This is a genomic window from Confluentibacter sediminis, from assembly GCF_003258355.1.
In the GTDB taxonomy this organism is placed as follows: Bacteria; Bacteroidota; Bacteroidia; order Flavobacteriales; family Flavobacteriaceae; genus Confluentibacter; species Confluentibacter sediminis.
Genome location: NZ_QKPO01000028.1, coordinates 21,073 through 33,134 on the forward strand (window position 1 = coordinate 21,073; position 12,062 = coordinate 33,134).

The following is a 12,062-nucleotide window of genomic DNA, read 5'->3' on the forward strand; positions in this document are numbered from 1 at the left end:
ACGAACAGTTTCACCACATTAAAAAGCTTTAGAACATGAAGATAGAAAACACAAAAGCACAAATGCGTAAAGGTGTTTTAGAATACTGCATACTTTCGGTCTTAAAAGATGAAGACGCGTATGTAGCAGAAATACTTGACACCCTTAAAGACGCTAAACTGCTTGTTGTAGAAGGCACGATTTACCCACTACTAACAAGACTTAAAAATGCTGGACTTTTGAATTACAGATGGGAAGAATCCTTATCGGGTCCTCCAAGAAAATATTACGGTTTAACTGAAACCGGCAAATTATTTTTAAACGAATTAAACACAACCTGGAGTGAACTGCAAAATGCGGTAAATTTAGTAACAAGCCAAAAAACAACAAAAAAATGAATAAAACTGTCAACATAAATTTAGCTGGTATATTCTTCCACATTGATGAAGATGCTTACCTAAAATTACAACGCTATCTTGAGGCTATAAAACGTTCATTTACAGATTCTCAAGGGCGTTCTGAAATTATTTCAGATATAGAAGCTCGTATTGCTGAACTATTTACAGAACGTGTGAAACACGATAAACAAGTTATAGGCAATAAAGAAGTTGACGAGGTTATTGCCATTATGGGACAACCAGAAGATTATCTTGTTGATGACGAAATTTTTGAAGACGAACCTAAATCAACTTCACATAAAAAAGCAACTACAAGCAAAAAATTATTTAGAGATACTGATAACTCTTACATAAGTGGTGTTTCCTCTGGATTGGCACACTATTTAGGTATTGACGCAATTTGGATGCGATTACTATGGATTATTCTAACCATTGCTTCTGGTGGTACTTTTATTTTTATATATGTATTATTTTGGATTCTTGTTCCTGCTGCAACCACAACTGCCGAAAAAATAATGATGACGGGAGAACCTGTTAACATTAGCAACATTGAAAAAAAAATAAAAGACGGTTTTGAAAATGTGTCCCATACGGTTTCAGATGTTGCTAAAAACGTTTCAGACTCGGTTTCTGGTGCAGCCAAAAAAGGAAGTAGTTCTATTAAATCTAGCTCTAAAGATTTCTTTGATACCATTGCAGACATTATTATGTTCTTCTTTAAAGTGATAGCCAAATTTATTGGCATCATGTTAATGGTTGTTGGAGCCGCTGTTTTAATTGCACTTATTATTAGTTTATTTTCTATAGGTGTTATAGACATCATTCATATTCCCGGAATGGACTTTGTTGAGATTGCTAATTCTGGAAACACCCCTTTATGGTTGGTATCCATATTTGTTTTATTTGGAGTTGGCATACCATTCTTTTTCCTATTCTATCTTGGTTTAAAAATTCTTATTAATAATCTTAAATCCATTGGAAACATTGCAAAGTTTACTTTGTTAGGTTTATGGTTATTCTCTGTTATTGCTTTAATTGTTATTGGAATTAGAGAAGCTAGTGAACATACTTTTAATGAACACACCATACAAAAAAGCACACTTCAAATTAAAACCAATGATACCTTAAAAATCAAAATGGCAGATAATGATTTGTTTTCAAATAATAGATATAGGTCCAATGGATTTAAAATGGCTAATAATGAAAATGGTCAAAAAACCATATACAGGTCTGATATAAGCATTTTAATCAAATCAACTACAGATTCTATGGCCTCTATAAGTATTGAAAAAAGTGCCGATGGCAGAAATTATGAAAAAGCCATAACTCGTGCTAAAAACATCCATTATAATTATACTTTCAATAATAATGAATTAATATTGGATTCCTATTTATCGACTGCCACAGAAAATAAAATTAGTGACCAAGAAGTCGTGGTGACGCTTTATTTACCAATAGGCTCTGTAATCAAGTTAAATGAAAACACCTCATCTTTCTTAAATTATTATCATTCAAATATTTCCTCTGAAAAACATGTTAATCATTACTTAAACATTCTGGATGAGGGTATTGAGTGTGATGATTGTATCGGGGAAGAATTCGAAGTACATATTGAATCTCCCAACATAAAAATTGATGAAAATGGTGTTGAAATAAACAATGATGAAAACACCATTAAGATTGATAAAAATGGCGTTAAAGCAGAATCAGAAAGCGTTAAGGTAGATATAAACTCAAATGGTGTGAATATTACATCTGAATAATAACTACAACTCATCATCAAAAAACAACAAATCAAATACTTAATTTATAAATCAATAACTAGTTAATAGATATTTGAATTATAAATTAAAATCAAACAAAAACCAATAGTCATGACAACACTAACCAAAATTATTGTAACAACCCTTTTAAGTTTATTGTTTTTCTCTTGCAATTTTGATATCAATCTAAATACTGGAGTTAAAGGAAATGGACTTGTGGTAGAACAGACTCGATCCATTAACGACACATTCCATAGTATTGAAGCTAGTGAAGGTCTAGACGTTTATTTAACACAAAGTGATTCAGAATCTATTATGGTTGAAGCAGATGAAAACTTACAAGATATCATTATTACCGAAGTAGACCATCATGTTTTAAAAATCCACACAAAACAAAATATAGGAAAATCGACATCAAAAAAAGTCATGGTAAGTTTTAAAAACATATCAAAAATAACCTCAACCAGTGGCAGTAATGTATACTCCAGAAATACTATTATTACCGAAAACTTGGAACTTAACAGTAATAGTGGTAGCGACATGACTCTAGACCTAGACACTAATAACTTAGTATGTAAATCTTCTAGTGGAAGCGATATGAAATTAACAGGAAAAACGCTGAAACTTATAGCAGAAGCTACTAGTGGAAGTGATATTAAAGCTAGTGAACTTTTTACCGAATTTAGCCAAGTAAATGCTTATTCAGGATCGGATATTACAGTAAACACGTCCAAACAACTTATTGCCAAAGCCAGTAGCGGCGGTGATATTAATTATTACGGAAACCCAGAAAAAGTAGAAAAAAACAATAGTGTTTCTGGCAGTGTCGAAAAGAAATAACTTCTAAAAATTATATCAAAAAAAGCCTGAACGATTGATCGTTCAGGCTTTTCTTTTAAATCCACATAAAAATCCTATAACACAAATTAAAAATTGTATAACATAAACCCTGTGAATTGTTGGAAATTTATAAAAATTTAAAATTTAATAATAATGGGAATATTAGCAATAGATGACAAGGAATTAATATACATATATTCAGACCAATCTGATCTTGGAAAAAAAGTTTTAGCTTACGCTCAAAGTAGTGATAAAGCTTTACGAGTAATTAATATTGAAAAAGAAAGCATATCGGATAGTATTTGGTTAGAAATTGCAGAAATGGTCGATAAACCTTTGTCGGAATTATTTTCTCTAGAACTTTTAGATGATGATAAAAAAGATAATATACCTAATTATGATACAGATGATTTACTTAAAATATTTAAAAAGAATCCTTCCTTATTGCAACATCCAATTGCTATAAATGGCAAAAAGGCCATATCCATAAACGATCGATTCGACTTTTTTACATTTTACAAAAAAGACGGCAGTAATTTTGATAAATCTACTGAAGCCATTAAAAACGGAGAACATCTAGACACCACGGGAGAGAAAAGTATGGATAACAAAATTAATTCTTAAATATGAATTATTAATAACCAAATCATTATCATTAAACTAACTAAATATTAAAAGAAAAAATTATGGAACATAAAGAAAAAGAGGACTTTGAATTTGTAAAAGAAAAAAATGAGGAAAAGGGAAATTACATTTTCAAAAAAGATAGCATCACAAAAACTGGTTTTTATATTATTGCCATTATCTTAATTGCATTAATTGGGATAACCATATATTATGGTACACAGGTAACAGAATAATTTAATATCACTAAGCTTAAAAGTAAACAGCCTTTGCAATTTAAATTGCAAAGGCTGTTTAGATACATTAAAGTTGTGCATTAATACTCTTTAACTGCTAATTCAAAATTAATCTCAATAACATCTTTAACAACGATAAGTCCTAATGCTTTTTTGGGAGGTTCTAAATTATAATCGCGTAGATTTAAAGCTAAAATACCTTTAACATTCATAAGGTCATCTCCTTTTAACTCAACAGGAACTACATACGATTTTGTAACGCCTGCTATCTCCAAATCAATTAAAGCATTCACTAGGTTCTGATTGTTTTGGTCTTTTCGTATTTCTTTTAAATTAACAAAAATATTTGGGTAAATATCTGATTTTAAAAGCTCTTTAAAATCATTATTCATTCCAGCCCCCCCACAATCAAAATTTACATTATCTAGAACTAAAGTTGTTTTTTCGAAAGTAATTTTATCGCCATGGTTTTTAAAAAGAATTTTGATAGGCTTATTTAATTTTGAGATGTTATATTGACATATAAAACTATTAACATTAGTTTTACCTTTAATAATAAGTTTACTATTTGGTGTAATTATTACGGTAGTATTTCCTGTAAAATTTTTAGAAAAAGCTAATAATGTAAATACAGAAATTAAAACAAGTATCTTTTTCATGTCCTTAATTATTTAACTAATGTTGTTTCTTTATAAATTATAAAAGTAAGCCTAAAAGTGTTTATAATGATTATTTTTATTGGTCCCGTTAATATAATCATTTTACGTTTAGACTTACTTTTACCAAAGTTTAGTTTTTCAATATCACTTAGAAACTAATCACAGCTTCAAACATTAACCCTTTAAAGTTACCTCCATAAAGATCTTCTGGATTTCCTCCTGTATATTGGCTAAAATCTTTATAGTCTTGGTTTATATAAGCTAATTTAGCTAATATATTATTTGTCATGAACCAACCTACACTGGTTTCAAATCTGTTAATTGAAATGTCATTTGCATCGGCATTTGCAAGTTTTCCGCTTACTGTATTATATTTTGCTCCTACAAATAAGTTTTCATTAGTTCCAAATCTATATAAAACATCTCCAGCAAATTGGTTTACTGTACGTTTGTCGTCTGTTCCTTTTTTATCACCTCCAGAAGCTACCTCTATGGTTCCAAACACTTCTAATCCTTGATATTTAATAAATGGGTTAACCATAATAGAAGTCGCCCAGTTTCCAAATCTTGGATTGAAACGTCCGGTATCTTTATTGGATTCTGCATCAAAATTACTAGCTACGGCACCGGCAACTCCTGTATAAGCATCGTGAGTCATTACGCTATAAAAACGGCTACCTGCTCTATCAGATGAGTATAAATTACTACTTATATTAGATACATGATAGTAAGAACCTGTAAGTCTTAACCTTAAGTCTTCGTTTATTTGTTTATCAAAACCTAATTTAGCTAAAATAGAAGGGCTAATAGTTGTGTTTTGTCCTGGAGCAGTTGCTTTAACTTCTGCCACATTTTGATTCAATTTTGAGTTAGTAACTCCTAACATACTTACAAAACCACTTCTATTATAGTATACTTCAATTCCTGGCTCAGTAATAAAAGCATCCATGATATTGTTTCCAACAAATGGGTTCATTAAGGCATTTCCGTTATCGGATCTTCTGAAATGGGCATCACCATAGTTATTTTCCATTTGTCCAATTTTAATAGTCGCATATTGCATAAAATTAGCCAATAAATCTTTTTTAATAAAGTCTAATTTATCTATTTGTAAATAACCTCCTTTAACCCATGTTTCATGATGGTGTCTTGCTGCTAAGTACAAATCTAAATTTACACGTACTCCATCTGCCAATTGAGCTCCAATAACCATATTGGCTGTTGGTAAATTAAGATTATTTTGTAAATTATTCAATCTGTAACCAGAAATTGGCGCAGGTTGTGTAGCTGGTTGATCATTAAATTGATCTATAGCTTGAAATTGTAAAGCGAAAGATCCCCCTAAATCGATACTGATCCCTTTGAATTCTACATTATCTTTTTTTACATCAAAAACGTTAATTCCATCTTTACCTCTTGGAATTTGGTTTTGTATTTGTCCGAAAGACACTTCTTGTGCCATAATATTCCCTGACAAACAAAAAGCCGCTATTATTAATGATAATTTTAAAATTGATTTCATGATTTCTATTTTTTGTGTTTGTTAATTATTATTTGATTTATTTAAATATGTTTGAAAATTTGATTGTAATATCATCTCCTGTTGTTATGGTACCGAATAAGGCTTTAGGAGGATCTATCTTAAAATCTGTCATTTTAATTTGTTTTTGTCCTACTAGCGTAATTTTGTTCCCAGAAATTGTGATAGAAAAGTCTAGAGGAATTCGTTTTTTCACACCTGTAATAGTAAGGTCGCCTTGAGTACTTACCAAAAACTTTCCGCCTCCTTTATTTGTAACTTCTTTAACTTCTACTAATTGATAAGTGATTGTTTTGTATTTATCGGTGTTTAAAGATTTATAAGTGTTTTTGTCCATCGCCCCTTTGCCACTTTTCAAACTTTCTGAAACGATTTCTATTGCCAGTTTTTCTATTTGACCAGCTTCCAGATTTTTAAATGTTATTTTACCACTTTGATTCTCGGCAACTATATGCCAATCGTGTAAACTAGACGTTCCTAAAACAGTTAATGAAGATTCTCCTTTAACTAAATTAAACTCTTGAGCTTGAGTTACATTTAATGTCATTGTAAAAAGAACCATTAAACCTAAAATTCTTCTGCCTATTTTTTCATACGTGTTCATATCCTTATTATTTTATTAATTATGGGGCAAATGTCATCACAAAGCAGAAGTCAAACTATGATTTTGGTCATATTGGAAAATGATAAAGAAATAAGTTGAAAACAGATATTAATGTGATAAGAATCAGATTTGAAGTGAAAATCTAACTAAAAACAGCTAAGAATTTCAAGAAATTATTTACAATAATTGATTCTTACATTAGTTCATTCAATATTTTAACACACTAAAAAAACAGCATATTGTTTATATTTTACTACATTTGAAAGAACTGAATTAAATTTGATGCCAACTAAACAAAAACTTAAACGTTTCGTCACGCTTACTTTACTATCTTTCTCTTTATTGACATGTACAAACCCTGTGACTCCTGAATATCAATTTATTGAAGGAATGATTTACATTGATGGCTTTGTAGGAACTACCGAAGGGTCTTCTTATGTCAACATAACAGAATCTGATGTTGCTCGTTACTACAGAAATATCTTTGTTAGTGGTGCTAATATTTCATTTGTCAATGCCATAACGGGTGAAAGAATAGCATTATTTGAAGAAAACTATCAGTACCTTCCTGAGGATAATAGTTTTAAAGGTGAGGTTGGTGAAAAATGGTATTTAGAAGCTAACTTACCAAACGGGAAAAAATATCTTTCGGAAATTGAAACCATTACCCCTTCTATCCCCATAAAAGATATAAGTGTAAGATATGATCAGAAATTAGAGTTTGTTGAAGATTATAATAGATATGTCCCAGGACATGAGATATCGATAACCTTTGATGATCCTGTAGAACAGGCTAATTATTATTATTGGCGTTTTAAAACCTATGATAAAGCTCAGATTTGTAAAATTTGCTTTAAAGGTAAATTTAGAGATAATGAATGCATTCCTGACCCCATGGTAGACTATTACACCTATTATTGCGAATCAGATTGTTGGCAAATAGATTATAGTAATAAGATTAAAATTTTTTCAGATAAATTCTCTAATGGTATTACAACCAAATCTTTACCTGTGGCTAATGTTTTATTAACTAGGAAAACAAAAATTTTAGTAGAAATACAACAATTTTCACTTACACCCAAAGCTTATGAGTATTACAAAACCATTAAAGATTTAGTTGATAATAATGGAGGATTCAATGCGCCTTTACCTGCCGCGCTTATAGGGAACATGTATAATCCTGATGACCCCAATGAATATGTTTTGGGACGATTTACAGCTTCTTCAGCAATTACAAAATATGTTATGATAGATCGTAATAGAATAGAAGACGCTCCTATAGAGAACCAAATTACACCTCACCCTGAAGCACCACCCTCTGGTCCTGGCCCTGTTTATGATAAAGCCCCATGTGAAGAAAGCAGATACCGCACCTCTATTGAACCTGAAGGATGGATAGAATAATACATTTAAAATAGAATAATAGATTTAAAAATGAAACAACTTCTCACTTGGTTTGCAACACTTATGTTATTGCTATGTGCTACAAACTTTCTGTCTGCGCAAGTACATTCCTTAACTTTTCAAATACTGAACCATGTTACTAATAGACCTATTGAAAATGTACAGATAACTTTAACACCTTGTGCTTGTGGCGGAGTTACCAACATGAATGGTGAATTTAGCATTACGTTACCTGAAGATACTTATTATTCTAAAATATATTTCATAGGTTTTAAAACTTTGGAAAAAGAGATTTTATTGAATCAAGATAAAATACTGCGATTAACGCTAAGTGAAGAAGAACAACAACTATCAGAAGTTATCTTAAGTGCCAAAAAGGTTAGTGACCGATTGGAAACACCTCAAATGGGAGCCGTAAAAATGACTGCCCAGGAATTAATAAAAATGCCTGCTGCTGTTGGTGAAGTGGATCTTTTAAGAGGAATGACCTTATTACCTGGTGTTAGCAATGCTGGAGAAATAAGTAATGGACTTTCGGTTAGGGGTGGTTCTCTGGATCAAAATCTTTTGTTATATGATTATGCTCCTGTATTTAATCCAACGCATTTGTTTGGGCTATTCTCTGTTTTTACACCTGAGGCTGTTTCTTCAATAGACTTGTATCGGGCCAATATTCCGGCACGATATGGAGGGAGAACGACATCTGTTCTTGATGTAAAAGTTAAAAATCCTTATGTGGACAAACTTAGATTAAGTGGTGGTATCGGGTTGGTTTCTAGTAAATTATCTTTAGAGACTCCTATTATTAAAGACAAGCTTTTGTTGTACGCAGGCACAAGAGCTGGTTTTACCGATTTTCTTTTACCCATAGTTTCAAAACGCTTGGAAAAAACGAAAGCTCGATTTTATGACCATACCATTAAATTACTTTATCTTCCTACCGATAATGACCAAATTTCCTTTACAAATTTTTATAGCAAGGATTTTTACCAACTTGATTTGATTTCTCAAATTGAAAATATTAATGCCAAAAGCAATCAATATGATTTTAAAACATTTAACAATACATTAAATTGGACGCATTCATTCACTGATGATTCTAGTTTAAGAACTGTTTTTTTGCTTAGTAAATACACTCCCAAAACACTGTTTCCTGAAAGTGCCAACAATAATGTGATAGAATATGAATCTCAAATCAATTTTCTAAGTATCTTCTCTGAATACGAGCGGAAAGTAAGCGATAAGTTAAATTATTATGCCGGAATTCAAGGCAATAAGTACAAAATAAAGCCTGGTCAACTAGATCCTGGTAATGCTAACAGTGTACTTCCTGTGTCTTTGGATGATGAAAACAGCTATGAATTATCTGCTTACACGAATATAAATTGGAACCCTATTAAGCAACTGACTGTTTCTGGGGGATTAAGAGTTACCAACTTTGCATTTGTTGGCCCCTACACTAAAGCTACTTTTGATGAAACTACTGGAGAAACTACCAGTATTACCGAGTTTGGTAAGGGAGACAAAATTAAAGACTATAATGCTATAGAACCTAGACTGGGCGCGAATTTAAAATTAGGCACAAACACTTCCTTAAAAGCAAGTTACGCTCGTTTGAATCAGTATTTGCAGAATATTTATAATGCTACCACCCCTTTACCCACCTCTAGATGGAAAACTTCGGATCCCAATATAAAACCTCAACAGAGTGATACTTATAGTGTTGGTATTTATCAGAATTTACAGGATAACAACTTAGAACTTGGTGTTGAAGGTTATTATAGAAATACTCAAAATAACTTGACTTATAAACCTGGAGCTGATTTCTTTTTAGAAGAGTTTTTGGAACGGGATGTTGTACAAGCAAAAGGTAAAGCTTATGGATTAGAATTCAGTTTAAAAAAACCTAATGGGAAAGTTAATGGCTGGCTAAATTATACTTGGTCTCGAAGTTTTTTAAAAACGGAAAGTGAAAAACTATCAGATAGAGTTAACAATAACCTATGGTATCCTTCTGATTTTGACAGACCTCATGTTTTTAACGGTACTGTAAATTTTGAGGGTGATAAATACAATACACTGAGTTTTAATTTTACAGCGCAAACTGGTCGTCCATATTCGGTTGCTAATGGTTATTTTAGTTTGGAAGGTGTGGACGTACCTATATTTCTTGAACGGAATAATGCGCGCTTAAAAACATACCACCGCCTCGATCTTTCGTGGAAAATAAAGTATAGCAAGAAAGTGAACAGACGTTGGGTTGGTGATTGGACGTTTACAATTTATAATTTATACGCTAGAAAGAATCAGTACAATTTATATTATACCCAACGACATGGAGATGCTAATTCTGAGTTTTTTCTTGGAAGTCCTCTAGGATCTTATGAACTAACGATCATGAATAGTCCCATTTTTTCTCTTAATTATAATTTTGTTTTTGATTAAGAGCCTCCTATAGATTTTAGTTTGTTTATTTAATTCCCTTATTATTAAATAATAGTGAGCTATTGTTGTATAGTCTATTGTTTATTTTGCTAAATGGGTTGCTATTTTATTAGCTGTTTTTAAGCTATTTCTAAATTGTTTTTCTATTTATTGACTATTTTTTTATTGATTTAACTAGTATTATTTTGTAAATTCACCATGCTTGATTAAAATAAAAACTAAGACTCATTAAATGGCATTTATAGATTATTATAAAATCTTGGGCGTTCCAAAAACGGCCACTGAGAAGGATATTAAAAATGCTTACAGAAAACTCGCCCGTAAGCACCATCCTGATTTAAATCCAGACGATAAAGAAGCTGAAAAAAGGTTTAAAGAAATCAATGAGGCAAATGAAGTATTAAGTGATCCGGAAAATCGTAAAAAATACGATACGTATGGTGAGCATTGGAAACACGGAAAGGCATTTGAAAAATCCCAACGTGAACAACCCCCATATCAATCGAACCAACAAGGGTATTCAAACCAAGATTATTCAGATTTTTTCGAATCTATGTTTGGGGGAGGAAGCGCATCTTCGCGACGAGGTCATGGGGTAAAATTTAAAGGTCAAGATTTTAATGCTGAATTGCATTTAGATTTGAGGGACGTGTACACCACTCAGCAACAAGTCCTGACTGTTAATAATAATAAAATAAGGCTAACTATTCCTGCTGGTGTTGAAAATGGGCAAGTTATAAAGATAAAAGAGAAAGGAGCACCGGGTATCCATGGGGGGCCAAATGGTGATTTGTATATCACATTTGTTATTAATAATCATTCACAATTTAAGCGTGTGGGTAACAATCTCTATAAACATGTGGATCTGGATTTATACACCTCTATTTTGGGTGGAGACATCACTATTGATACCTTCACGGATAAGGTTAAACTTAAAATTAAACCTGAAACAAAAACGGGAACTAAGGTCAAACTAAAAGGAAAAGGGTTTCCTGTTTACAACCATGATGGCGAATTTGGGGATTTAATTATCACTTTCAACATAAAAACACCTACTGATTTAAGTGATAAAGAGATAGCTTTATTTAAAGAATTACAAAAATTAAGGTAAGATGATTGCACAACATTTAATATCGACAGAAACGCTTTGTTTGCATTATAACATTGAAATTTCATTTGTAGATGCTTTGAATAAAATGGGGCTCATCCAAATTGAAATTATTGAGCAAAACCAATTTTTGCATCCAGACCAAATTGGTAATCTTGAAAAAATAATCAGACTTCACCACGAGTTAAATGTAAATCTTGAGGGTATTGATGTGGTTTTTAATTTATTGGAGAAGGAAAGGGAGTTACGAAAAGAATTACTGGCTGTAAAAAACAGATTAAGGCTTTATGAAAATGAGTAAAGCTACCTGATGATTTAATATTTAACCTAATTGCTTTAAATTCATCCTTTCCACTAAAGCCCCAAGTGGTTGGTGGTTAGGGGTTGTATTTGGGTGTAAGCTTCCCTTAAAACCGAACTGTTTAAAAGTGTAAAAATAATATTAACTTTAAACAGTAATTA

General features: G+C 31.6%; 12 protein-coding genes. 9 read left to right on the forward strand and 3 right to left on the reverse strand.

Annotated elements, in window-relative coordinates:
* The first annotated feature begins 35 nt into the window (after positions 1 to 35).
* From DKT72_RS17335 to DKT72_RS18315, 5 genes are all read left to right on the forward strand, one after another.
* Entirely contained in the window at positions 36 to 377 is a 342-nt protein-coding gene (locus DKT72_RS17335) for a PadR family transcriptional regulator (RefSeq protein WP_111310013.1), read from the forward strand.
* On the forward strand, positions 374 to 2,140 hold the full coding sequence (locus tag DKT72_RS17340; RefSeq protein ID WP_111310014.1) for a PspC domain-containing protein: 1,767 nt from the start codon (positions 374 to 376) through the stop codon (positions 2,138 to 2,140). Before DKT72_RS17335 ends, DKT72_RS17340 begins: the two co-directional genes overlap by 4 nt.
* A gap of 111 nt (positions 2,141 to 2,251) precedes the next feature.
* A complete protein-coding gene (locus DKT72_RS17345) occupies positions 2,252 to 2,980 on the forward strand; it encodes a head GIN domain-containing protein (protein WP_111310015.1) in 729 nt (242 codons plus the stop codon).
* A gap of 153 nt (positions 2,981 to 3,133) precedes the next feature.
* Positions 3,134 to 3,604: a hypothetical protein gene (locus DKT72_RS17350; protein ID WP_111310016.1), complete on the forward strand. Its 471-nt coding sequence runs from the start codon at positions 3,134 to 3,136 to the stop codon at positions 3,602 to 3,604.
* A 62-nt stretch (positions 3,605 to 3,666) separates the two neighbouring features.
* Positions 3,667 to 3,840 (forward strand): hypothetical protein, encoded by a 174-nt coding sequence (locus DKT72_RS18315; RefSeq protein ID WP_162623362.1) that lies wholly within the window; start codon positions 3,667 to 3,669, stop codon positions 3,838 to 3,840.
* An 80-nt stretch (positions 3,841 to 3,920) separates the two neighbouring features.
* On the opposite strand, the gene DKT72_RS17355 is transcribed toward DKT72_RS18315, so the two are convergent.
* The 3 genes from DKT72_RS17355 to DKT72_RS17365 all read right to left on the reverse strand — a co-directional run bounded on the left by DKT72_RS17355 (position 3,921) and on the right by DKT72_RS17365 (position 6,643).
* A complete protein-coding gene (locus tag DKT72_RS17355) occupies positions 3,921 to 4,499 on the reverse strand; it encodes a YceI family protein (protein ID WP_111310017.1) in 579 nt (192 codons plus the stop codon).
* Positions 4,500 to 4,647: 148 nt separating this feature from the next.
* Positions 4,648 to 6,021: a hypothetical protein gene (locus DKT72_RS17360; protein ID WP_220628151.1), complete on the reverse strand. Its 1,374-nt coding sequence runs from the start codon at positions 6,019 to 6,021 to the stop codon at positions 4,648 to 4,650.
* 37 nt (positions 6,022 to 6,058) lie between these two features.
* The gene (locus tag DKT72_RS17365) at positions 6,059 to 6,643 is read right to left on the reverse strand and encodes a YceI family protein (RefSeq protein WP_111310018.1); all 585 of its coding nucleotides are present in this window, start codon (positions 6,641 to 6,643) and stop codon (positions 6,059 to 6,061) included.
* A gap of 282 nt (positions 6,644 to 6,925) precedes the next feature.
* On the opposite strand from DKT72_RS17365, the gene DKT72_RS17370 reads away from it, so the two are divergent.
* The 4 genes from DKT72_RS17370 (at position 6,926) to DKT72_RS17385 (ending at position 11,901) form a co-directional block, all read left to right on the forward strand.
* Positions 6,926 to 8,047, forward strand: a complete 1,122-nt coding sequence (locus DKT72_RS17370) for a DUF4249 domain-containing protein (protein WP_111310019.1) — start codon at positions 6,926 to 6,928, stop codon at positions 8,045 to 8,047.
* 30 nt (positions 8,048 to 8,077) lie between these two features.
* Positions 8,078 to 10,492 (forward strand): TonB-dependent receptor, encoded by a 2,415-nt coding sequence (locus DKT72_RS17375; protein WP_111310020.1) that lies wholly within the window; start codon positions 8,078 to 8,080, stop codon positions 10,490 to 10,492.
* A 232-nt stretch (positions 10,493 to 10,724) separates the two neighbouring features.
* A complete protein-coding gene (locus tag DKT72_RS17380) occupies positions 10,725 to 11,603 on the forward strand; it encodes a DnaJ C-terminal domain-containing protein (RefSeq protein WP_111310021.1) in 879 nt (292 codons plus the stop codon).
* A 1-nt stretch (position 11,604) separates the two neighbouring features.
* Positions 11,605 to 11,901 (forward strand): chaperone modulator CbpM, encoded by a 297-nt coding sequence (locus DKT72_RS17385; protein WP_111310022.1) that lies wholly within the window; start codon positions 11,605 to 11,607, stop codon positions 11,899 to 11,901.
* Positions 11,902 to 12,062: the final 161 nt, after the last annotated feature.